Genomic DNA, 22,315 nt, shown 5'->3' on the forward strand with positions numbered 1-22,315 from the left:
GCGGCATACGATATTCCCGGCGCCGCACCGCGCCCGGAAGGAGCACCATGACATTCGTCCTCAAACGATGCGCGGCCTTCGTCGTCGCGCTCATCGTGCAATCCGCGGCGATCTTCGTCTGCCTGCGGATCCTTCCGGGCGACCTCGCGATGGTCGTCGGCGGCACGAGCTCCACGCCCGAACAGGTGGCGCGCATCCGCCAGCAGCTCGGGCTCGACCAACCGTATCCGGTCCAGTACTGGAACTGGCTCAGCGGCATCCTGCACGGAGACCTTGGCACCGCACAGCTCAGCGGCGCCTCGGTGGCCGGCGAGATAGCCGACCGGCTCCAGGTCACGCTGCCGCTGGCCCTGATGGGGCTCGCCGTGGCGCTTGCCATCGGTCTGCCGCTCGGTGTGCTGTCGGTGACGTCCCGTTCCGCGCGCGTGCGGCGCGGCCTGCAGATCGCGGCCATCGTGGCAGGGTCCATTCCCGCGCTGTGGGGCGGACTCCTGCTCATCATGCTTCTCGGGCGCGGCGTCGGGCTTCTTGGTGTGCTGCCGTCGCAGGGCTTCCCGGTGCGCGGCTGGCACGCCTTCGGGCGCGCGCTGTCGTCGCTTGCGCTGCCCGCGTTGTCGGTGGGCATCATCGCGGGCGCCGAATTCATGCGCTACACGCGCTCGGCGTTGCTCGAGGTGCGCGACTCCGACTACCTCGCGCAGGCCATGGCGTGCGGCATGACGCGCGCGCAGGCCGTGCGCACGGTGGGGCTGCGTCTGGCCGCGCCGCAGATCGTGTCGGTCGCCGGCCTCACCTTCGCCGGCATGCTGACCGGCGTCATCGTGGTGGAGAACCTCTTCGCGCTGCCGGGCCTCGCGACGCTGCTCATGGACGACCTGGGCAACCGCGACCTGCTTGCCGTGCAGTCGGAGCTCCTCGTCCTCACCGCGTTCTTCCTGTTCATGGGTCTTGTGGTCGACCTCGTGCACCACGCGCTTGACCCGCGTCTCAAGGCCGCGGCGTCCGGCGGCGCGGATGGCGCGGATGGCGTTGCCGATGGTACGGATGGTGCTCGGAAGGAGGGAACACGATGACAGGGAACACGACATCCCCTTCGAACCGCGGCTTCGCGCCCCGCGCCCCGCGCGGACGCCTCCGCGGCGCACGCATCGTGCTGTCGTCGCTATGGCATCGCGCGGACGGCGCCTATGCGCTTGTCGTGATCGGACTGTGGCTTGCGGTCAGCCTCGTGTCGCTTGTCTGGACGCCGCATCCGCTGCTCGAAGCCAGCGGACGCAACGCGTGGGCGGCGCCGAGCGCAGCGCACCCGATGGGCACCGATGGTGCCGGGCATGATTTGCTCAGCTGGCTGATGCGCGGCTCGCTCACCGAACTCGAGGTGGTCGTGCTTGTGGTGCTGTGCACGGCCGTGTTCGGGCTCCTGGGCATCTGGGCCTCCGTCGGACGCCGCGCGGGCGCGGGGCGCGGGTCGCGCGCCTGGATGGTGTGCGTCGACACTCTGATCGCCGTGCCCACCGTGCTCGTCGCCATGCTTGTGTCGGTGCCGCTGGGGACGTCGATCGCCGTCATCGTGGTGGCCTGCACCTTCGCGTATTCGCTGAGCATCGTGCGCGTCACCCGGCCCGTCGCCCAGCTCGCGGCCACGTCGCAGTACGTCGAGGCGGCGCGCAGTTATGGCGTGGGGGAGGCGCGCGTGTTCTTCGGACACGTGGTGCCCGCCATCGCGCCGACCATGGCTGTGCAGCTGAGCCTGTCGGCCGGAACCGCGATTCTTGCGGAATCCGGCCTGACATACCTCGGCATCGGCATTCCCGCCGGCGTGCCATCTTGGGGGCGCAGCCTCGCCAATTGCGCAAAGCTCATCAGCGTGTATCCGCTCACCGTCATCTGGCCGGGACTGATCATCACGATGGTCGTGGTGGCGCTCAACCTCCTGGGCGACGCGCTGCGCGACTGCGCCGACCCCGTTGTCAACGCCGATCTGCGGCGCGATGGCGCGGCGGACGATGACCGGTCCGCATCCGACATGGCCGCCGCCGAATCATCCACAAGGGAGCAGGAGCTCACAGGGGAGCGGATGCCTGCACAGGAAGGGGAATCCCATGAGCCTCATCGTGCATGACCTGACCGTCGATGTCGCGGCACGCGGCCGGCGCGCGCCTGCACGGCCCATCGTACGCGGCGTCGATCTGCGCGTCGACGATGGCGAGCGCGTCGGCCTCGTCGGGCCGTCGGGCTCGGGCAAATCCATGGTGTCGCGCGCCATCCTCGGAATCCTGCCGCCGCATCTGACGGCCGGCGGGTCCGTTCTGCTTGGCGACACGCAGATGATCGGCGCCGATGAGAACATCGCTGCGTCGATGCGTGGAAGCTATACGGGCGCCGTGTTCCAGAACCCCGCCGCCGCGTTGAACCCCGTGCGCACCGTGGGGCAGTCCATTGCGCTGCCGCTGCGTTTGCACTACGAGTTGGATCGCGACGAGATCCGCGAACGTGTGCTGCGTCAGATGCGCGCGGTGGAGCTGCCGGAGCGCCTGGAATCGGCGTACCCGCACGAGCTGTCGGGCGGACAGCGCCAGCGCGTTGCCATCGCGGCCGCGCTCGTCACGTCGCCGCGCCTCATCATCGCGGACGAGCCGACCACGGCGCTCGACGCCGTCGTGCAGCGTCGCATCGTGGACCTGCTGGTATCGCTTGTCGATGACCTCGGTTCGTCGCTTCTGTTCATCACCCACGATTTCGCGGTTCTCAAGCGCGCCACCACGCGCTGCTACGTGATGGAGGCCGGGCGGATCGTGGAGGAGGGCGCCACGGAGGCTCTGCTGCATGATGCGCGGCATGCCGTGACGCAGTCGCTTGTCGAGGCGGCGACCGCGCTGTCGCTGCGCGGGGGAGAGGAGGCCTGATGGGATCGGTGCATGAGGATGCGGCATCGCATGGCGTCGGCGTGCCGGTGCTCGAGGTGCGGCATGTCGTGAAGACTTTCTCCGGTGGGCGTGGCGTCGGGCATGCCACGTCGCACGATGCGCCGCGCGCCGTGGACGATGTGAGCTTCGCGGTGGCGGCCGGCGAGTCGCTTGCCGTCATCGGCGAATCCGGTTCAGGAAAAACAACCGTCACCCGTATCGCCTTCGGCCTTCTGTCGCCGGACTCGGGCGACGTGCTGTTCCGCGGCGAATCCGTGGATGCGACCCGGCGCCATCGTGGTGTGCCGCGGCCTGGTACGCTGCGGCACGGCGTGCCGCGGCGAGATGTCGCAACCGCCGATGCGCGACGGGAACTGCGCCTTGGCAGCGGCATCGTGTTCCAGGACCCCTTCGCCTCCCTCGACCCGCGCTGGCGCATCCGGCGCAGCGTCGCCGAACCCCTGACGGCGCGCGGCATCGGGCGCACCGATGCCTTGGCGCGCGCGGACGGGGCGTTGCGCTCCGTGGGGCTCGACCCCACGCTGTTCGGCGAACGGTACCCGCAGGATCTTTCCGGCGGTCAGGCGCAGCGCGCGGCGATCGCCCGGGCGCTGGTCACGAGGCCGCGCATCCTGCTCGCCGATGAGCCGATGAGCGCCATCGACGTGACCTCGCGCATCCAGATATTGGATACCTTCCGTGCCATCCGTGCCGCGGATCCGTCGATGGCCATGGTCGTGGTGCTGCACGATCTGGGAATCGTGCGCATGATCGCCGACCGCGTGCTCGTGATGCACGATGGGCGCATCGTGGAATCCGGAACGGTGGACGCCGTGCTCACCGCGCCGCGCGACCCCTACACCCGCACCCTCGTCGCCGCCGCCACGATGTAGCGGTCCACCTCTTTCCGCGCGATTCTCTCCGGATCGATAGCCTTGGTTTCGGATATGTTAACGGGGGCGGGAATCATGTGGTATAGTCGCAATTATGAAGTTCAATTTCTCGTGTTGTTGTCGCTAACGACGCCAGCCGGTGGCTGTGCGTCGCGTGACGCATACCAGAATTGAACGATGTCTTACCCGATCGGGTTTCATCTCCTGACAGCGAATCCGCACCCATCCGAGGCGGAATTCGGAATTCAGGCACTCTTATATGCGCGGCGACTGCCAGCCTTACACGCACGGCGAACGGACTCCATCATCGTCGGGCCTTGGGGACCGCCGATGGGCGCGGATCGCGGATTGCATGTCGCGCTTCGCACCACCCGTCACAGACCATAAACTTGAACCAGGAAAACAGGTAAGGCACATATCATGAAGATCGCACAGAAGGTCACGGATCTCATCGGCAACACCCCGCTCGTCGAGCTGCACAAGGTCACGGAGGGCATCGATGCCCGCATCGTGGTGAAGGTGGAGTACTTCAACCCCGGCGGCTCGAGCAAGGACCGCATCGCGGAGCGCATCATCGACGCGGCGGAGCGCGAGGGCAAGCTTCAACCCGGCGGTACCATCGTGGAACCCACGAGCGGCAACACGGGCGTCGGCCTCGCGCTCGTCGCCCAGCAGCGCGGATACCATGCGGTATTCGTGGTGCCCGAGAAGGTGAACGAAGACAAGCGCGCGGTGCTGCGCTCCTACGGCGCCACCGTGGTGGTGACCCCGAACGTCGAGCCCGACGACCCGCGTTCCTACTACAACGTTTCCGACCGCCTCGCCGAACTCATCCCCGGCGGCTTCAAGCCCAACCAGTACTTCAACTCCAACGGCCCCGAAAGCCACTATCGCACCACCGGCCCGGAGATCTGGCGCGACACCGACGGCAAGGTCACGCATTTCGTGGCAGGCATGGGCACCTGCGGCACGATGATGGGCACGAGCAAATACCTCAAGGAGGTGTCGAACGGCGCGGTACGCGCCATCGGCGCCGATCCGGACGGCTCGATCTTCTCGAATCCGCAGGATGTGCACGGCTACAAGGTGGAGGGCGTCGGCGAGGACTTCTACCCGGGCATCTATGACCCCTCGCTCGTCGACGGCTTCTACCATGTCTCCGACCTCGAGGCCTTCGCCATGTCCCGCCGCCTGTCGCGCGAGGAGGGCCTGCTCGTGGGCGGCTCCAGCGGCATGGCCGTGGCCGGCGCACTGAAGATGGCGAAGGCGGAGAAGCTGACGAAGGACGACCTCGTGGTCGTGCTCCTTCCTGATTCCGGCCGCAGCTACATGTCGACGATTTTCAACGACCAGTGGCTGGAGGCCAACGGCTTCGGCAAGATCCTCAACGACGAGAAGGCCGCGCTCGGCGACGACGACTCGCAGCGGACCATCGACAACACGATCGCTCAGGTGCTGGCGGACGCGAACGCCCGGGCGGCGGCGAAGTGACGGCTCGCACGCCATCGCATCGTATTCCATAGCGCAACCCCCATAGCGCGACAACCATCGCAGACGTACAACAACACACGTAAGGACAGACCATGACCACCGATTTCTCCCAGGACGCCATCGCAACCCGCGCCATCCACGCCGGCCAGGAGCCGGATCCCACGACGGGCGCCGTCGTGCCGCCGATCTACATGACGAGCACCTTCAAGCAGCCGCATGTGGGCCAGCCGGTCAACGGCTATGACTACAGCCGCTCCATCAACCCCACGCGCAACGTGTTCGACGAGCAGCTCGCCGCCATCGAGGGTGCGAAGCACGCGCTCGCGTTCTCCTCGGGCCTGGCCGCCATCGATGTGCTGCTGCGCTCCGTGCTCAGGCCGGGAGACCGCGTCATGCTGGGCAACGATGTGTACGGCGGCACCTACCGCCTCCTCTCGAAGGTGTTCGTTCCGTGGGGCGTGAACATCACCACCGTCGACGTGTCCGACCTCGCCGCCGTGAACAAGGCGCTGAACTCCGAAAGCTTCGCCCTGATCTGGATCGAGACGCCGTCCAACCCGCTGCTTGCCGTCACCGACATCGCGGCGACCGCGGCCATCGCCCACGAGCACGGCATGACCGTCGTGGTCGACAACACCTTCGCCTCGCCCGCCCTGCAGCATCCGCTCGAGCTGGGCGCCGACGTGGTGGCGTACTCCACCACCAAGTACATCGGCGGCCACTCCGACGTGGTGGGCGGCGCTCTGGTGCTCAACGATGACGAACTGGCCGAGAAGTTCGCGTTCCTGCAGAACTCCGCCGGCGCCGTGCCGTCCCCGTTCGACTCCTGGATCCAGATCCGCGGCCTGAAGACCCTGCCGCTGCGCATGCAGCGTCACTCCGAGAACGCCCTGGCCATCGCCCGGCACCTCGAGGAGCTCAAGAACAAGGGCGAGGGCATCGAGCAGGTGTGGTACCCGGGTCTCGAATCGCATCCGGGCCATGACATCGCGGCACGCCAGATGCACGGCGGCTTCGGCGGTATGATTTCCGTGCAGCTGAGCGGCGGCAAGGCGGCGGCGCTGAAATTCGCCGAGTCCACGCGCCTGTTCACGCTGGCCGAGTCGCTGGGCGGCGTCGAATCCCTGATCGAGCATCCGGCCGCCATGACGCACGCCTCCGTGTCCGGCACGAGCAACGAGGTGCCCGACAACCTCGTGCGCATCTCCGTGGGCATCGAGGACGTCAACGACCTCATCGCAGACCTCGACCAGGCCCTCGCCGCCGCAACGAAGTAAGGCGCCGCGCCGTATGCCGGCGACGGCCGTGCGCCGATGACGGAAGGGACGTGCATGGACGGGCAGACCACACCGCAGGCCGGGAACGCGCGGCAGACCGCGGCGCCGCCGCGCGAAAGCCGGGTCGGCGGCATCGACAAGGCCCGGCGCGTGCTCAAGCGCGTCTACGGCTACGATTCCTTCCGCTCCGGCCAGGAGGACGTCATCTCCTCGATCCTCGGACGCCATGACACCGTGGCCATCATGCCGACCGGCGCCGGAAAATCCCTGTGCTACCAGATCCCGGCGCTGATGCTCGCCGGGGTCATGGGCGGCCCCGGCATCGGCATGAGCATCGTTATCTCGCCGCTGAAATCGTTGATGAGAGACCAGGTCTCGGCGCTCCAGGCCGTCGGCGTCAGCGCCAGCTACCTCAATTCCTCCCTCGCCCCCGAGGACGAGGCGCGCGTCATGGCCGACATCGCGCATCACCGCGTCACCCTGCTCTACTGCGCGCCCGAGCGCCTCGTGCGCCGCGACTTCCGCGAACTCATCGCCGCCACGCCCGTGGCCTTGGTCGCCGTCGACGAGGCGCATTGCGTCAGCCAGTGGGGCCACGATTTCCGCCCCGAGTACCGGCAGATCCGCGACTTCCTCGAGACCTGCACGCCCCGCGCCGTCGTCGCGGCCTTCACGGCCACCGCCACCGAGCATGTGCGCGAGGATATCGTCAGCGCCCTCGGTCTGCGCGACCCCGCGCAGTTCAAGACCTCCTTCGACCGTCCGAACCTGTGGTTCGGCACGAAGAAGCTGCCCCGCCGCGCCAAGGACGACTGGATCGTCTCCTTCGCCCGTGACCACGCCGACCAGTCGGGAATCGTGTACTGCGCCTCGCGCCGTGAAACCGAGGAACTCGCCGACGCCCTCGCGCAGGCCGGCATCAATGCGGCCGCCTACCACGCGGGTCTTCCCGACGAGCGCCGCAGCGCCGTGCAGGACGCCTTCATCGACGACGACATCCGCGTCATCGTGGCGACGAACGCCTTCGGCATGGGCATCGACAAGCCCGACGTGCGCTACGTGCTGCACCACAACATGCCTTCGAGCATCGAGGAATACTACCAGGAGGCGGGCCGCGCCGGCCGCGACGGCGACCCCGGACGCTGCATGCTGCTATGGAACGACGGAGATGTGTCGTTCCGCACGCGCCAGATCGACAACACCGACCGCGAGGGTGACATGCCCGACGCCGACCGCCAGATGCTGCGCACGTCACGGCACGACCTGCTCAACGCCATGATCGGCTACTGCGGCACCACCGGCTGCCTGCGCGCCTCGCTGCTCGGGTATTTCGGCGAGACGGCGCCGCGCGAATGCGGCAACTGCTCGAACTGCGACGGCGAATTCGAATCGGTCGACGTGACGCGCGAGGCGGTGCAGGTCATGCGGTGCGTGCAGGACCTGGGCCAGCGGGTGGGCAAGGGCACGGTGGCGTCGGTGTTGCACGGCGCGCAGTCCGAGGCCGTGGCGAAGCGCGGCTACGACCGGGCGCCGTCCTACGGGGCGCTGCGGTCGAGCTCGCTGCCTTTCGTCAAGGACGTGATCGCGCAGATGGTGGCCGACGGGTATCTGGCGGTGCATATGAGCAACGGCGCGTATCCCGTGCTCGTGTTCGGGCCGCGCGCGGACGATGCGGCGCGCGGGGACTTCCACTACGAGATCAAGCGCGAGGCCGCGCATACCGGCTCCGGCGGCTCCGGACGCGGTTCGGGCTCCGGCTGGCGCGACGGCGGGATGTACGGCGCCTCCTCGCGCGTCGAGACTGCGAAACTCAGCGACCCGGAGCTGTTCGACCGGTTGCGCGAGCTGCGCTCCGCCATCGCGAAGGAAAGCGGCAAGCCGCCGTATATGGTGTTCAACGACCGCTCCCTGCGCGAGATGGCCGAGCTCAAGCCGACCGACGCCGACGCGTTCCTCGCCATCAACGGCGTGGGCGAACGCAAGCTCGAGGCCTACGGCGAGCGCTTCATGGAGGCCATTCGCGGCTACATGGCCGACAAAGGCTGACGATGGTGCGGGGCTGACGATGGCGCGGGCGGCGGCACCGCGAGGAGCCGGCGGCACGGGGCTGATGGCGGCGCGGGGCAGCGGCACGGGTTATAGCGATTCCCGATAGCCTTCCGGCGTGGCAGGCCGCGCCGGGCGGAATAATGGACACAGAAACGATTCCACCGAATTCATGCGGGCGGCATGCGGCCGCCCGGAAAGGAGAACACATGGCCCAGGGCACGGATACCGCGCAGACGAACCAGGCCGATAACAAGCCGGTTCCCGAGAGCTTCACCCTCGACCACACCACGGTCAAGGCGCCGTACGTGCGCCTCATCGACGTGGAGCAGGGGCCGAAGGGCGACGAGATCTCGAACTTCGACCTGCGCCTCGTGCAGCCGAACGAGAACGCCATCCCCACCGGCGGCCTGCATACGATCGAGCACACGATCGCCGTGACGCTGCGCGAACGCATCCCCGGCTACATCGACTGCTCCCCGTTCGGCTGCCGCACGGGCTTCCACCTGCTGGCATGGGGCCGTCCCACGCCGCACGACGTGGCCGTCGCGCTCAAGGAGTCGCTCGAGTTCATTGCGTACAAGGCCACGTGGGACGATGTCCCGGCGCATGACATCAAGAGCTGCGGCAACTACCGCGACCATTCGTTGTTCACGGCCAAGGAGTGGGCCAAGAAGATCCTTGACGAGGGCATCAGCGCCGACGCCTGGGACCGTTCGCAGGTCGTCTGACGCGTTCGGCGTGTCCGGAACGCATGCGATGCGTCCGGTGCGCGCGAGCGCCCGGTGTGTCCGGTGCGTCCGACATGTGGCCGGGAAGGTCCGGCATATGGTCTGCGCGGCGGCGGGTTTCCCGCCGCCGTTTGTGCTTCCTGCGGCGGAACGCGGAGCTCGGCAGGGAGCCCGGCAAGGAGTTCAAAAGGGAAGTTCAACGATGGCTCTGCTGCGCAGTTCAATGGCAGACGATAGTTCAAAATCGGAGTTCAAAATCGTGATGTATTCGGGTTCAATTTCGACACGCCCGGCATCGGCTGTCAGGGAATCCGGAAAATTCCTTCGGGAAAAGTTCAAAATCGGGCGTGTTTCACATAAGCATCATGCACGGCGCGGCACAATAGAGACATGACTTTGAACGCGGCGCCGCAGTGGCGCATCTCTGGTGAGCAAGGACAACGGAATTACGAGCGCGCACTCAGGAGGTATCCGGCGCAGGCGATCGTCGACCTCAAGGCGTTGCGCGACAACATGGCGCATCTGGTCGATGTGGTCGGCGGCCCGAACTCCGGCACCGCCGTCATGGGCGTCGTCAAGGCGGACGCCTACGGTCACGGCCTGGTGCCCGCGGCGCTCGCGGCCCTCGCCGGCGGCGCCACATGGCTGGGAACGGCGCAGTCGCACGAGGCGCTCGTGCTGCGCAAGGCCGGCATCGGCCCGGACCGCGCGCATATCCTCACCTGGCTGTACAACGGCGCCGAGGCGCCTTTCGGCGAGCTCATCGAGAACGACATCGACATCTCCGTCGGCTCCCTCGACGGCATCGACGCCGTCGCCGCGGCGGCCCGCACCATCGGCCGTCCCGCGCGCGTGCACGTCAAGGTCGACTCCGGCTTCGGCCGCAACGGCTTCACGCCGCAGATCTTCGACGCCGCGCTCGCCAAGCTCACCCGTTACGCCTCCGAGGGCGTCCTTGACATCGTGGGGCAGTGGAGCCACCTCGCCGTGGCGGATATGCCGTCGAACGAGGAATTCGTCGCCGCCACCGACGCCCAGGTCGAGAACTTCAAGGCCTTCACCGCACGCATGGAGAAGGCCGGCATTCCGCCGCGCATCCGCCACCTCGCCAACACCGCCGCCACGTTGAACCGTCCGGAGATCCACTTCGAGCTCACCCGCCCCGGCGTGGGCCTGTACGGCTACGAGCCCGACCCCGACATGGGCGAGCCCTCCGACTGGGGCCTCACGCCTGCCATGACGCTGCAGGCGCAGCTGGGCACCGTCAAGGACGTCGAGGCCGGCCACGGCATCTCCTACGGTCGCACCTACCTCGCCGAGGAAGACACCTCCACCGCCGTCATGCCCGTGGGATACGCCGACGGCATCCATCGCTCGGCCTCCGGCTTCAACACCGCCGGTGCCAAGGGAATCGTGCATCTGGGCGGCCCCGTGCGCCTCATGACCGTCGACGGACCGCGCATCGTGCGTGTCTCGGGTCGCGTGTGCATGGACCAGTGCGTGCTCGACCTGCGCGGCAAGGCCAGCGAACTGGGCGTGCGCGAAGGCGACACCGTGGTGCTGTTCGGCCCCGGCCGCGGCGAGGTCTACGCCGAGCCGACCGCCGACGACTGGGCGCGCGCCGCCGACACCATCAGCTACGAGATCTTCACCTGCCTGCGCAACCGCATCCCGCGCCTGTATCTCAACGCCGACGTGCTGCCCGAGGCCGACCGCGCGATGCTCGACCCGGAGAGCGTCCTGTGACCGCGGGCGGTGCGCCCATGCACGCGTCGGCGTTCACCGACGCGTTCGAAGGCATGATCGGACGCGACGGCGAGGTGATCCCCGCCGGCCGCGGCTATGCCATCGACGACATGGAGCGATGGGTTCCCGAATCGAGGAAATCCCAGCAGCGCACCGCCTTTCAGCGCGACCGGGCGCGCCTGACGCATTCCAGCGCCCTGCGCCGCCTCGGCGCCAAAACGCAGGTTCTGGTGGCCGGAACCGACGATTTCGCCCGCACGCGCCTGACCCATACCCTCGAGGTGGCGCAGATCGGCCGGCAGATCGCCACCGTGCTGGGCTGCGACCCCGACGTGGTCGACTGCGCCTGCCTCGCGCATGACCTCGGCCACCCGCCGTTCGGGCACAATGGCGAGGCCGAGCTGGCCCGCATCGCCGACCCGATCGGCGGATTCGAGGGCAACGCGCAGACCCTGCGCCTGCTCACGCGACTGGAACCCAAGGTGTTCCGCGCCGACGGGCGCTCGGCCGGCCTCAACCTCACTCGCGCCTGCCTTGACGCCGCCGTCAAGTACCCGTGGGACCTCGCACGGGCCCGCGAGCGCGGCACGCGCAAGTTCTGCGTCTACCCCGAGGAGCGCGAGGTCTTCGCCTGGCTGCGCCGCGGGGCGCCCGGCGAACGGCTGTCGGTCGAGGCGCAGGTCATGGATCTGTCGGACGACATCGCCTATTCCGTCCACGATGTGGAGGATGCCATCGTCATCGGCGCCTTCGAGCCCGCGTCCATGGCCGATCCGCGCATCGTGGAGGCCGTCATCGACGAGACGCGGGCATGGTACGGGCCGGCCTGGGACCCTGGCCTGCTCGAGGACGCCGTGGGGCGCCTGCGCGACGACGGCGTGTTCGCCGGCGGTTTCGACGGCTCGCGCCGCAGTCTCGCGCGGCTGAAGAACCTGACGTCCGACCTCATCGGGCGTTTCGCCGGCGCCGTCGAACGTGCCACGCGCGATACGCACGGACCCGGTCCGCTGACGCGCTACGGCGCCTCGCTCGTCATTCCGGAGGGCACCGCGTACGAGATCATGGCGCTCAAGGGCGTGGCCGTGCATTTCGTGATGGCGCCGCGCGCCGCCGAGCCGCTGCATGAACGCCAGCGGCGTATCATCGCCGACCTCGTCGACGTGTTCATGGAGCGTTCGCCCCAGCCGCATCCCGCGCTCGCCCCCGTTTTCCTCGACGATTGGCGCCGCGCCGGAGATGACGGCGCGCGTCTGCGTGTGGCCGTGGATCAGGTGGCGAGTCTGACCGACATCCGCGCTGTGGATCTGCACGACACGCTGTGCGGGTAGGGCGCGGCACGGGTCGCGCGGCGCGGGTCAAGCGCGTGGTCGCGCGGCGTTCGCCTGCTGCGAGAGAGTCCCGCCTCGCCGCGCCTGTGGGTAAGCTATCCGTACGGGATGGCTTGCGCGGCGGCGCCATCGTGTATTTTCCCTGACGCGCGCCGCACCGCACGCCGACATAAGAAGGAGGACGCATGGCCGGGTTCGTGGTCAAGGAGGATATCGAGAAGGTCCGCGACATGGCGAACCTGTATGACATCGTCTCCGACGACGTGACGCTGAAATCCAGCGGTTCGCAGTACACGGGCCTGTGCCCGTTCCACGACGAGAAGACACCGAGCTTCTTCGTCAACCCCTCGAACGGCTTCTGGCACTGCTTCGGCTGCGGCAAGAGCGGCGACGTCTTCGACTACGTGCAGGAGAGGGAGGGCGTCGACTTCCGCGAGGCCCTCGAAATCGTGGCGGACCGCTACCACTACGAACTGCATTACGAGGACCGCTCCACCGGCAAGCGCAAGCCGAACGCGGGCGTTACGCGCAGCCGGCTGCTCGAGGCATGCGCCGAGGCGCAGAAATTCTTCGTCTCCCAGCTCACCAGCAAGGACGCGCTCAAGGCGCGCCAGCTGCTCGACGGGCGCAAGTTCCAGCGCGCCGACTGCGAGCGCTTCGGCTGCGGATACGCGCCGCGCGGCGGGTCCGAGCTCGTGCGGTACCTGTCGTCGAAAGGCTTCACGATCGACGAGATGGTCGGCGCGGGGCTGGCGCGCATGGGCACGAACGGGCCCTACGACTACTTCCGCGGCCGCGTGACCTGGCCGATCCGAGACACGACGGGGCGCACGCTTGGCTTCGGCGCGCGCAAGCTGTTCGACGACGACCGCATCGGCGCCAAGTACATCAACACGCCGGACACGAAGCTGTACCACAAGAACCAGGTGCTGTACGGCATCGACATGGCCAAGGAGTCCATCCGCAAGACGCACCAGATCGTGATCGTGGAAGGCTACACCGATGTCATGGCGTGCCATCTGTCGGGCGTGACCACGGCCGTGGCGACCTGCGGCACCGCGTTCGGCGAGGAGCATGCGAAGATCGCGCGCCGCCTCATCGCCGACGAGAAGCTCGGCGGGCTGCATCTGGTGGGGCCCATGCGCCGCTCGCGCATTGTGTTCACCTTCGACGGCGATTCGGCGGGGCAGAAGGCCGCGCTGCACGCCTTCGGCCTCGACGGGCAGTTCCTCACGCAGGCCTTCGTCGCCGTGGCGCATGACGGGCTCGACCCGTGCGACCTGCGCATCCAGGACGGGGAGGACGCCGTGCGCAGCCTGATCGCCGACGCGCGTCCGCTCTACGATTTCGTGATCGACACGGTGGTGGACCGCTTCGACACGCAGTACGCCGCCGGCAAGGTGGGCGCCGAGCGGGCCGTGGCGCCGATCATCGCGCAGATTCGCGACGTTTCGCTGCAACACCAGTACACGCGTCAGACCGCGGGGCATATCGGCGTGCCCATTGATGACCTCAACGCCGCCGTGATCCGCGAGCGGGCGCGTCTGGGCGTGCGCGACGAGGACATCTACGCGCAGCCGCCGCAGCGGCAGCCGATGTCGCAGCGCCAGGCTCAGCTCGATGCCGCGCAGCGGTACGCCGTGGCGCGCTCCAACGCCGAGAACCAGCACTACTGGCGTGTGGACGACACCGTGTTCATGACCGAGCAGCAGTTCATGGGCGTGGTGGTGCAGATTCCGCGCGCGTTCGACCCCACGCAGTTCGGCAACATCACCGAGCGATGCTTCCTCACCCCCGTGTTTCGCAGCCTGTTCCAGGCGCTTGAGGTGGCGGGCGGGCTGCCGGCGCCCGACGCGCAGATGACCCAGAGCGCGTGGGTCGGCTCCCTCGTGCAGGCGGCCGGGCCCGAGCTCGCGCCGGTGGTGCAGGAGCTGGCGGCCATGCCGCTGCCGCTGTCGGTGGATCCGCAGGCGGCCGACGCCGCGCAGGAGGGCGTGGCTCCGCTGCGGTCGCCCAGCCAGCAGGAGGCCAGCTACGCCAGGCAGCTGCTGGTCAACCTTCTCGACGCCGACTGCATGCGCCGCATCGCCCAGATCCGCTCGCGCATGAAGATGCTCCCCGAAGGTGACGAGAAGTTCCGGCTCCTGGGCGAGATCTCCCGCATTGAGCAGAACCGCAAGCAGATCCAGGACTTCGTCTTCAACTCCAGCGTCCGGTGACGCGGGGGCGGTGAGCGGCGCGGGCGGCGCTGCGCGGGCGCGAGTGACTTCGTGGTGAGGATTCTTCGCCATGAAGGGTTGGTTTTGGTGTGGGTGGGTGGTTTTGCGTCGGGAATGGCGGTTCGTGGCGAGGATTGTTCGCCATGAAAGATGATTTTTCGTCTCGGCGGGTGTTTTGGCGCTCGGCGGGCGGTTCGTGGCGAGGATTCTTCGCCACGAGGGTTGGTTTTGGTTCGGGCTGGCTGGTTTGTGTCGGAATTGTTGGTTCGTGGCGAGGATTGTTCGCCATGAGAGGTGATTTTTTGTCTCGGCGGGTGTTTTGGCGCTTGGCGGGTGGTTCGTGGCGAGGATTGTTTGCCATGAAGGTTTGGTTTGGCCTGGAGTGCCGGTTTTCTCCTACGATTGGGCGCTCGTGGCGAGGATTCTTCGCCATGAAAGGGCAATCGCAAGAATGGGGCGATGGGCGGGATGACGTGCGCAGAGTCCGGTTCGCTTTCGGAGACGGGAACATCGTGGATATTCATGAACCGAACAGAAGAGCTACTGGAATTATCCACAAGTTGCGCGAGTGCGGCGTGTTGTTGCGACGGTTGTCCACAATGGGCGGAGGCGCGGAGTGTCGGATTCGCGATTCCATATCGTGACCGTATGACAGAACTCATTCAATCTCGATTGCTCAGGAAATCGCAACATTATACGTTCGAGACCGACGAGGTCCGTCTCATCAAAGTCCGTGGCGAAACCCTCGCGCGTTGCAAGGAGTTGCAGCAGCATGTGGCGAAGCCCCTGGTGTTCGCGTTGGACACTGCGCTGAAACTCCAATGCATCGATGTACCGAGTTCCTTTGATTCGCAGGATCTCTCTGTTGTGGCCACGTCCCGGTCGGAACGCCGGCGAATCAACGGGGTCAGGTGCACCGAGTGGTCATATGCCTTGCAGACGGTGACGCGAGACGGCGTCGAATGCGTGGCGCCGGGCACCACCTGGCTGATGGCGGCTCGTTTCCTCGATCTGCATGACCTTGTGCTGCTTGGAGATGCCATGATGCGTCGCAGTGACCAGATTCGCGTGTTGCAACCCAGCATTTTCAGGACATTGTGCGATGACATCGAAGCCGAACTCGCTACGCGGAAAAGGCGGGCTCCCGTGGGATTCCGTAATTGCCGGCGCGCCTTGTGGCTGATGCGGGCGAATACGGATTCCTTCATGGAGTCGCAATTGCGCTTGGCGCTGGTCAGTCATGGATTGCCGTGTCCGGAAGTGAACCATCAGGTGACGTGTACCGGGGCGGACGGGAAGCAGCGCTGTTTCTATCTGGATCTCGCCTATCCGGAGGTCAAGGTAGCGGTTGAATACGACGGAAGACAGCATGCGGACAATTGGGAGTATGACCAGGCGCGTATCCGTGCGCTTGACAATGCTCAATGGCTTCGACTCGGTGTTTTCCGACCGGATTTGGCGAATGATGCGAGGAGAATGGAGATTGCCAAGGCCGTTGCCGAGCGGATGGAGCGGCGTTGCCGGACGAAGGTTCCGGTGCGCGATCCGTTGCCGCTGCATCGGATAGCCGACCGGTGGCGGCGAAAGGCGGAAGCGGCGAAGGCGCCGGAACGCTGATGATTTTGTGGCGTTGCCGGGGCCGAGTGTGTTTTGGCGCTCGGTGGGCGGCTCGTGGTGAGGATCCTTCGCCATGAAGGGTTGGTTTTGGTTCGGGCTGGCTGGTTTGTGTCGGAATTGTTGGTTCGTGGTGAGGATTCTTCGCCATGAAGGCTTGGTTTGGCTTGGAGTGCCGGTTTTCTCCTACGATTAGGCGTTCGTGGTGAGGATTGTTCGCCATGAGGGGTGGTTTTCCGTTCCGGTGGGTGCTTTGGCGCTCGGCGGGCGGTTCGTGGTGAGGATTGTTCGCCATGAAGGCTTGGTTTGGTTCGGAGTGCCGGTTTTCTCCTACGATTGGGCGTTCGTGGTGAGGATTGTTCGCCGTAAACCGCCCGCCGGCGCGAGGGCGTGGGCGGGCGGGGGAGTCGGGTGCCCCAGGCCGGATTCGAACCGGCGACCTCCGACTTAGAAGGACGTTGCTCTATCCAACTGAGCTACTGGGGCGGCGGAGCGGTCATCGCTCCACATGGCATTGTACTCACAGCACGCGGATTCGTCATCGTGCGCCCCGTCGTCGCGCGTCGCCGCCGTCATCCAACCCGGCACCGACGTCGAAGCCGCCGCTCCCCGCAATCCCACCCGTCGCGTAGACTGGGAAAGTCGTGACCCGCAAAGGATGCGGGACCGGCGATGGAGGAAAAATGCCTGAGAACAAGCCGCTTGTTGCCGTCGTCATGGGCTCGTCGAGCGATTGGGAGACCATGAAGCACGCCTGCGAGATTCTCGATCGTTTCGAGGTGCCGTATATGAAGCAGGTGATCTCCGCCCACCGCACGCCCGAACTCATGGCCGACTTCGCCCATGGCGCGCGCAGCAATGGACTGCATGTCATCATCGCCGGCGCGGGTGGCGCCGCGCATCTGCCGGGCATGATCGCCGCGCAGACCACGCTTCCGGTTATCGGCGTCCCCGTGCGCTCCCACGCGCTGTCCGGCTGGGATTCGCTTCTGTCCATCGTGCAGATGCCCGGCGGCATCCCCGTCGCCACCACCGCGGTCGGCAACTCCGGCGCCACGAACGCGGGTCTGCTCGCGGTCCAGATTCTGTCGACCACCGACGAGCGCCTTGCTCAGGCCCTTGCTGATTACCGCAACGAGCTCAAGGAGAAGGTCGCGAAGTCGAACGAGGAGCTCGTCTGAAATCTGGCGCGAAAGGCGTCGGAAGGCCGCGCTTGGGTTTCCGGCGTCGTGCCCTGCGCGCCGCGAGGGCATACGATGCCTCCGCTCCGCTTTTTGCGGCGGAAAGGCATACGATGGCGCCGCCGCAATGTGGTCCGACCCCATTCGCCATCCGTCGCCGGAAGTGTCGTCTTGCTCACAGAGGCGCGTTCACCGCGGCGCGGTGGGTAAGATAGGTGCGCGACAGCGGACGCCGTTCCCGGTGCCGCATGCCGCAAGACACTGCAGGGCCCAGACACAGGCCCCGGACACAGGGGCCCAGACCCCGCAAGACACAAGACCCGATACCGACCTCAGACAGACCGGCTCGCCCGCGCGGGCCGGGCGAGCCGACAAAGGAAGCGCGATGAGCAAGCTGAAGATGCTGCAACCCGGATCCACCATCGGAATCGTGGGAGGAGGGCAGCTCGGCCAGATGATGGCCCTGTCCGCGAAATACATGGGCTTCCGCATCGGCGTGCTCGACCCGACGCCCGACTGCCCGGCCGCGCAGGTGGGAGACTGGCAGATCGTGGCGGATTACGACGATGACGCGGCCATCCGCCGCCTCGCCGAACGCAGCGACGCGCTGACCTACGAATTCGAGAACGTGGACGCCGACGCGCTCGACACCGTGCGCGACATCACCGAGATCCCGCAGGGAACCGACCTCCTGCGCGTGACGCAGGACCGCATCCAGGAGAAAACCTTCATCAACAGTCACGGCATCGGCACCGCTCCGTGGCGCCCGGTCAACAGCATCGACGACCTGCGCGCGGCGGTCGCCGAGCTCGGCCTGCCCGCCGTGCTCAAGACGACGCGCGGCGGATACGATGGCCACGGCCAGTTCGTGCTGCGCACGCCCGAGGACATCGACATCGTGGCGACGACGAGGCCGTGGGGCCCCGCGCCAGCGGCTGACTCCGCCGAAACCGCCGCCAACACCGCCGCCACCCAGGCCTTCGCCCCGTCGATCCTCGAGGGCTTCGTCGACTTCGCCTACGAGGCTTCCATTCTCGTGAGCGGCAATGGCGAGCAGTTCGTCACCTTCCCGGTGGTGCGCAACGTGCACCGCAACAACATCCTGCATATGACGATCGCCCCGGCCGAACACGCCGTGGACCCGGACTCCCGGCTCTCCCGCGAGGCACGCGACCTTGCGCTGCGCCTGGCCGAGGGCTTCGGCCTCGCCGGAACGCTCGCCATCGAGCTGTTCGTGCTCAAGGACGGAGGCGTGCTCGTCAACGAGCTCGCACCGCGCCCGCATAACTCCGGGCATTACACCATCGAGGCGTGCTCCATCGACCAGTTCGAGGCGCATATCCGCGGCATCGCCGGATGGCCGCTGCCCGAGCCGCGCCTGCTGAGCCCCGCCGTCATGGTGAACGTGCTCGGCCAGCATGTGGCGCCGACGCGCGCGCTCATCGGCTCGCATCCCGAGTGGTTCACGCATGATTACGGCAAGTCCGAGGTGCGCCATGACCGCAAGATGGGCCATATCACGGTTCTGACCGACGATACGGCGGCGACGGCGGCCGCGCTCGAGGCCACGGGCTGCTGGGACGACCTGCGCGCGTAACGATGTGCCGGGCTCGTCCGTTCGACGAGGGGACGGGCGCGCCGGCCGATACGCGCCGATCGAAGACGCCAACCGGCGACAGGCGAGCGCAGACACGCCACCGACGAGAAAGCGAGGGAGGATATGGCTGCGGGGAAAAGCCGCCACACCGAGCAGAAGGACGCCATCATCCAGGCGATGCGCGAGGCGAACGATTTCGTCTCGGCCTCCGACCTGTATGCGCTGCTGCGCGAGAAGGGCCGGCCGATTGGCCTGGCCACGGTCTACCGCCAGCTCAACTCCCTGGCGCAGTCCGGCTCCGCCGACACCATCTCCATGGGCGGGCGCCAGATGTACCGCCTGTGCGACGAAACGCCGAAGCACCACCATCACCTCGTGTGCGAAGGCTGCGGGAAAACGGTGGAGATAGAGCCGCCCGACGGCGAGTGGATGCGTTCGATTGCCAAGGAGAACGGCTTCACGATCTCCCGCCATGTGCTCGAGGTCTTCGGCCTGTGCTCCGACTGCCAGGCGCGGCGCGGGGATCTGCGCCGCGAGGCGCTCGCCGAGGCCAAGGAGAAGGCGAGGCCGCAGAGGAAAGCGGAGACAAAGGACCGCGGCGAGTAAAACGATTGCAAAAACAACGATGGCGCCGGCCCTCCCGAACGGGGAAGCCGGCGCCATCGTATGCGCATATGCCGTGGCGCGGCGGCGCCATCGTGTTGCCATGCCGCGCGGCGCAGAGCGCTTGGCGCGGCAGGCGGCCGTTACTCGCTCGCGCTTGCAGAGGCGCTCGCGCTGGAGCTCGACGGAATCGTCATCATCAGCGACGCGGCGAGCATATTGATCCAGTCGAGCACATTCGACACCTCGGAGGGCATCGATTCGGTCACGTGGAAGATGCTGATCTTCGAATTCTGGCCCGCGGAATCGAGATTCGTCGCGATGTCGCTTGTCTCGGAATCGTTGACCACCAGCACGTCCACCTGCTTGTTCTGCACGATCTGCGTCATCTCGTCGATGTCCTGCGCGGAGGGCTCGCTTTCATTGGCCGTGGCGTTCTTGAAGCCCTCGGGCGTCTTGTCGATCATGCCGAGGTCGTCGAGCAGATACTGCGCCACGCTTTCGGTGGCGACGTAGGTGCGGCCGTTCGTCTCCTGCTTGACGATGTCGAGGGATTGCTTGAGCGAATCGTAGGCCTTCGTCCATGCGGCGTAGTTCGTGTCATAGTCGGAGGAATGCGCGGAATCGCTGGCCTTCAGCGCGTCGAGCACGGCGGAGGCGGTTTTGTCGATGGCGTCGACGGAGAACCACAGATGCGGGTTCGCTCCCTCCTGCACGTTCATGAGGTCGGCCACGTTGATCACCGTGGTGTCGGTGTCGTCGGCCAGGGCGTTGACGGCCCACGAATCGTAGCCGGCGCCGTTCACGATGGCGATGTCGGCGCCCGTCAGGTTCGCCACGTCCTGGGTGGTGGGCTCGTATTCGTGCGAGGTGGTGCCGCTGGAACTGGTCACGACGGATGTGACGGACACATCGTCCCCGCCGATCTTGGCGGCCACGGAGCCCCACTGCGAGATGCTGGCGACGACGCTGACCTTGGAGCCATCGGATGACGAAGCGTCGCCGGACGACGATGACGACGAGCCGCATCCGGCGAGGGGGACGGCGATGACCGCACCGGCCGTGAGGGCCGCGATGATCCTGTGACGACGAAGCATAGGTCTCCTTGTCTGCGCGGCCTGTGGCCCGCGCTGAAAATTCCTGCGAATCCGAAACGTAAAGTGAGAAACGTTCTCAATAATGGTTAGTGTACACGATGGGGCGAACAGCGCAAGCGTGGCGGAAGTTCGCAGAGGGACAGGCACCCCGGAACGCGCACCCCGGAATGACAAAGGGCGGCGGCCCCATCGTGGTGCCGCCGCCCCATGCTGCGGGATGGCGTTCGGTTGCCGTCAGGCGGTGGTCCGGGCCGTCTGTGCAGCCGCCTCCGCCGCGGCGCGCTCGGCAGGAAGGCCCTTGGCGCCGATATCGTGGCGGTAGAAGTAGCCGGTGGTCTGCGCGGCGTCCATGATCTTGTAGACCTTCTTCTGCGCATCCGCGATGGAATCGCCCACGGTCTCGACAAGCAGCACGCGGCCGCCGTCGGACACCAGACCGTCCTCGGTGCTCGCGACGCCCGCGTAATACACATGCGCGTCCGGGTCGCCCGACAGGTCGAACCTCGGCACCGCGAAGCCGGTCTGCGGCTTGACGGGGTAGCCGTTCGACGCAAGCACGACGCCGAGCGTGGTGCGGTGCTCGTCCCACGTGAAGGTCGGCGTGCCGCCGTCGAGAATCACCTTGATGGCCTCGCCCAGGTCGCTCGTGAGCTTGGGGAGCACGACCTCGGTCTCGGGGTCGCCGAATCGTGCGTTGAACTCGATCACCTTCGGGCCGTCGGCCGTGGCGATGAGGCCCGCGTACAGGATGCCCGTGAACGGATAGCCCTCATCCACCATGGCCTGGGTGACGGGGCGCACGATGGTCTCGATGGCCTCGTCCACCACGGACTGCGGAATCTGCGGGACGGGGGAGTAGGCGCCCATGCCGCCCGTGTTCGGGCCCTTGTCGCCGTCGTAGGCGCGCTTGTGGTCCTGCGAGATCGGCATGGCCCAGAACTCGTTGCCGCGCACGAAGCTCATCAGCGAGAACTCCTGGCCCTCCAGGAACTGCTCGATGACGACGGAGGAGCCGGCGGCGCCGAAGCGGTGGCCGACGAAGATATCGTCGAGGGCCTGGTAGGCGGTGTCGAGGTCCATCGCGACGGTCACGCCCTTGCCGGCGGCCAGGCCGTCGGCCTTGACTACGATCGGCGCACCCTGCTCGGCCACATAGGCTTTGGCTTCCTCGAGCGAGGAGAAGGAGCGGTAGGTGGCGGTCGGCACGTTGTGGCGCGCCATGAGCTCCTTCGCGAAGGTCTTGGAACCCTCGATCTGGGCGGCGGCCTTGGACGGGCCGAAGGCCTTGATGCCCGCAGCCTCGAAGGCATCCACGATTCCGTCGATCAGCGGGGCCTCGGGGCCGACGAAGACAAAGTCGACGCCGTTCTGCTTCGCGAAATCGATAAGAGCGGCCTGATTCTGCTGCGACAGACGGACCGTGGTGATGCCGTCCGCGGCCATGCCGGGGTTGCCCGGCGCGACGAACACCTCGTCGACGCTCGCGCCCTTGAGGAACGTGTGGGCGATGACGTGCTCGCGCGCACCGGAACCGATGACCAGAACCTTGAGACCCATTTTGTGCCTTTCCCGGGGCCCCGAACGGT

The 22,315-nt window shown here is 66.8% G+C and carries 18 protein-coding genes and 1 tRNA gene; 16 read left to right on the forward strand and 3 right to left on the reverse strand.

Annotated features, from left to right (window positions below):
- Positions 1 to 47: 47 nt before the first annotated feature.
- The 13 genes from PSRA_RS07910 (at position 48) to PSRA_RS07965 (ending at position 16,254) form a co-directional block, all read left to right on the forward strand.
- The gene (locus tag PSRA_RS07910) at positions 48 to 1,073 is read left to right on the forward strand and encodes an ABC transporter permease (RefSeq protein ID WP_094661360.1); all 1,026 of its coding nucleotides are present in this window, start codon (positions 48 to 50) and stop codon (positions 1,071 to 1,073) included.
- Entirely contained in the window at positions 1,070 to 2,122 is a 1,053-nt protein-coding gene (locus PSRA_RS07915; protein WP_094661361.1) for an ABC transporter permease, read from the forward strand. Before PSRA_RS07910 ends, PSRA_RS07915 begins: the two co-directional genes overlap by 4 nt.
- The gene (locus PSRA_RS07920) at positions 2,103 to 2,906 is read left to right on the forward strand and encodes an ABC transporter ATP-binding protein (RefSeq protein ID WP_094661362.1); all 804 of its coding nucleotides are present in this window, start codon (positions 2,103 to 2,105) and stop codon (positions 2,904 to 2,906) included. The genes PSRA_RS07915 and PSRA_RS07920 overlap by 20 nt, the downstream gene beginning before the upstream one ends.
- On the forward strand, positions 2,906 to 3,799 hold the full coding sequence (locus PSRA_RS07925) for an ABC transporter ATP-binding protein (protein ID WP_094661363.1): 894 nt from the start codon (positions 2,906 to 2,908) through the stop codon (positions 3,797 to 3,799). The genes PSRA_RS07920 and PSRA_RS07925 overlap by 1 nt, the downstream gene beginning before the upstream one ends.
- A gap of 420 nt (positions 3,800 to 4,219) precedes the next feature.
- On the forward strand, positions 4,220 to 5,290 hold the full coding sequence (locus PSRA_RS07930; protein WP_094661364.1) for a PLP-dependent cysteine synthase family protein: 1,071 nt from the start codon (positions 4,220 to 4,222) through the stop codon (positions 5,288 to 5,290).
- Between the two features lie 92 nt (positions 5,291 to 5,382).
- Positions 5,383 to 6,567: a cystathionine gamma-synthase gene (locus PSRA_RS07935; RefSeq protein WP_094661365.1), complete on the forward strand. Its 1,185-nt coding sequence runs from the start codon at positions 5,383 to 5,385 to the stop codon at positions 6,565 to 6,567.
- A gap of 54 nt (positions 6,568 to 6,621) precedes the next feature.
- On the forward strand, positions 6,622 to 8,613 hold the full coding sequence (gene recQ, locus PSRA_RS07940; protein ID WP_094661366.1) for a DNA helicase RecQ: 1,992 nt from the start codon (positions 6,622 to 6,624) through the stop codon (positions 8,611 to 8,613).
- Between the two features lie 209 nt (positions 8,614 to 8,822).
- On the forward strand, positions 8,823 to 9,344 hold the full coding sequence (locus PSRA_RS07945) for an S-ribosylhomocysteine lyase (protein WP_094661367.1): 522 nt from the start codon (positions 8,823 to 8,825) through the stop codon (positions 9,342 to 9,344).
- Between the two features lie 390 nt (positions 9,345 to 9,734).
- Complete coding sequence (gene alr, locus PSRA_RS07950; RefSeq protein ID WP_094661368.1) at positions 9,735 to 11,090, forward strand: alanine racemase; 1,356 nt, start codon at positions 9,735 to 9,737, stop codon at positions 11,088 to 11,090.
- Positions 11,091 to 11,143: 53 nt separating this feature from the next.
- On the forward strand, positions 11,144 to 12,418 hold the full coding sequence (locus PSRA_RS07955) for a deoxyguanosinetriphosphate triphosphohydrolase (protein WP_094661400.1): 1,275 nt from the start codon (positions 11,144 to 11,146) through the stop codon (positions 12,416 to 12,418).
- A 185-nt stretch (positions 12,419 to 12,603) separates the two neighbouring features.
- Positions 12,604 to 14,637 (forward strand): DNA primase, encoded by a 2,034-nt coding sequence (gene dnaG / locus PSRA_RS07960; RefSeq protein WP_094661369.1) that lies wholly within the window; start codon positions 12,604 to 12,606, stop codon positions 14,635 to 14,637.
- A 143-nt stretch (positions 14,638 to 14,780) separates the two neighbouring features.
- Positions 14,781 to 15,281, forward strand: coding sequence for a hypothetical protein (locus PSRA_RS09255; protein ID WP_143516424.1), 501 nt, complete (start codon positions 14,781 to 14,783; stop codon positions 15,279 to 15,281).
- Between the two features lie 4 nt (positions 15,282 to 15,285).
- Positions 15,286 to 16,254 carry a hypothetical protein gene (locus PSRA_RS07965; protein ID WP_094661370.1) on the forward strand — a complete coding sequence of 323 codons (969 nt, stop codon included), beginning with the start codon at positions 15,286 to 15,288 and terminating at the stop codon, positions 16,252 to 16,254.
- Positions 16,255 to 16,663: 409 nt separating this feature from the next.
- Here the strand turns inward: PSRA_RS07965 and PSRA_RS07970 are convergent.
- Positions 16,664 to 16,737, reverse strand: a tRNA-Arg gene (locus PSRA_RS07970).
- Positions 16,738 to 16,934: 197 nt separating this feature from the next.
- Between PSRA_RS07970 and purE the strand changes: the two genes are divergently transcribed.
- From purE to PSRA_RS07985, 3 genes are all read left to right on the forward strand, one after another.
- Positions 16,935 to 17,432: a 5-(carboxyamino)imidazole ribonucleotide mutase gene (gene purE / locus PSRA_RS07975; RefSeq protein WP_094661371.1), complete on the forward strand. Its 498-nt coding sequence runs from the start codon at positions 16,935 to 16,937 to the stop codon at positions 17,430 to 17,432.
- A 400-nt stretch (positions 17,433 to 17,832) separates the two neighbouring features.
- Positions 17,833 to 19,029: a 5-(carboxyamino)imidazole ribonucleotide synthase gene (purK, locus tag PSRA_RS07980; RefSeq protein ID WP_094661401.1), complete on the forward strand. Its 1,197-nt coding sequence runs from the start codon at positions 17,833 to 17,835 to the stop codon at positions 19,027 to 19,029.
- A 123-nt stretch (positions 19,030 to 19,152) separates the two neighbouring features.
- Positions 19,153 to 19,635: a Fur family transcriptional regulator gene (locus tag PSRA_RS07985; RefSeq protein WP_094661372.1), complete on the forward strand. Its 483-nt coding sequence runs from the start codon at positions 19,153 to 19,155 to the stop codon at positions 19,633 to 19,635.
- A gap of 140 nt (positions 19,636 to 19,775) precedes the next feature.
- Here PSRA_RS07985 and PSRA_RS07990 read toward each other — a convergent pair whose 3' ends face one another.
- Positions 19,776 to 20,729 carry a metal ABC transporter solute-binding protein, Zn/Mn family gene (locus tag PSRA_RS07990; protein WP_094661373.1) on the reverse strand — a complete coding sequence of 318 codons (954 nt, stop codon included), beginning with the start codon at positions 20,727 to 20,729 and terminating at the stop codon, positions 19,776 to 19,778.
- A gap of 234 nt (positions 20,730 to 20,963) precedes the next feature.
- Positions 20,964 to 22,286, reverse strand: a complete 1,323-nt coding sequence (purD, locus tag PSRA_RS07995; protein WP_094661374.1) for a phosphoribosylamine--glycine ligase — start codon at positions 22,284 to 22,286, stop codon at positions 20,964 to 20,966.
- Between the last annotated feature and the right edge of the window lie 29 nt (positions 22,287 to 22,315).

Source organism: Pseudoscardovia radai, assembly GCF_002259605.1.
Lineage (GTDB): Bacteria > Actinomycetota > Actinomycetes > Actinomycetales > Bifidobacteriaceae > Pseudoscardovia > Pseudoscardovia radai.

Bases quoted from the DNA above. Each gene is read 5' to 3' on its own strand.
- PSRA_RS07910 (WP_094661360.1), top strand. From the start codon at position 48: ATGACATTCGTCCTCAAACGATGCGCGGCCTTCGTCGTCGCGCTCATC.
- PSRA_RS07915 (WP_094661361.1), top strand. From the start codon at position 1,070: ATGACAGGGAACACGACATCCCCTTCGAACCGCGGCTTCGCGCCCCGC.
- PSRA_RS07920 (WP_094661362.1), top strand. From the start codon at position 2,103: ATGAGCCTCATCGTGCATGACCTGACCGTCGATGTCGCGGCACGCGGC.
- PSRA_RS07925 (WP_094661363.1), top strand. From the start codon at position 2,906: ATGGGATCGGTGCATGAGGATGCGGCATCGCATGGCGTCGGCGTGCCG.
- PSRA_RS07930 (WP_094661364.1), top strand. From the start codon at position 4,220: ATGAAGATCGCACAGAAGGTCACGGATCTCATCGGCAACACCCCGCTC.
- PSRA_RS07935 (WP_094661365.1), top strand. From the start codon at position 5,383: ATGACCACCGATTTCTCCCAGGACGCCATCGCAACCCGCGCCATCCAC.
- recQ (WP_094661366.1), top strand. From the start codon at position 6,622: ATGGACGGGCAGACCACACCGCAGGCCGGGAACGCGCGGCAGACCGCG.
- PSRA_RS07945 (WP_094661367.1), top strand. From the start codon at position 8,823: ATGGCCCAGGGCACGGATACCGCGCAGACGAACCAGGCCGATAACAAG.
- alr (WP_094661368.1), top strand. From the start codon at position 9,735: ATGACTTTGAACGCGGCGCCGCAGTGGCGCATCTCTGGTGAGCAAGGA.
- PSRA_RS07955 (WP_094661400.1), top strand. From the start codon at position 11,144: ATGATCGGACGCGACGGCGAGGTGATCCCCGCCGGCCGCGGCTATGCC.
- dnaG (WP_094661369.1), top strand. From the start codon at position 12,604: ATGGCCGGGTTCGTGGTCAAGGAGGATATCGAGAAGGTCCGCGACATG.
- PSRA_RS09255 (WP_143516424.1), top strand. From the start codon at position 14,781: ATGAAAGATGATTTTTCGTCTCGGCGGGTGTTTTGGCGCTCGGCGGGC.
- PSRA_RS07965 (WP_094661370.1), top strand. From the start codon at position 15,286: ATGACAGAACTCATTCAATCTCGATTGCTCAGGAAATCGCAACATTAT.
- purE (WP_094661371.1), top strand. From the start codon at position 16,935: ATGCCTGAGAACAAGCCGCTTGTTGCCGTCGTCATGGGCTCGTCGAGC.
- purK (WP_094661401.1), top strand. From the start codon at position 17,833: ATGCTGCAACCCGGATCCACCATCGGAATCGTGGGAGGAGGGCAGCTC.
- PSRA_RS07985 (WP_094661372.1), top strand. From the start codon at position 19,153: ATGGCTGCGGGGAAAAGCCGCCACACCGAGCAGAAGGACGCCATCATC.
- PSRA_RS07990 (WP_094661373.1), bottom strand. From the start codon at position 20,729: ATGCTTCGTCGTCACAGGATCATCGCGGCCCTCACGGCCGGTGCGGTC.
- purD (WP_094661374.1), bottom strand. From the start codon at position 22,286: ATGGGTCTCAAGGTTCTGGTCATCGGTTCCGGTGCGCGCGAGCACGTC.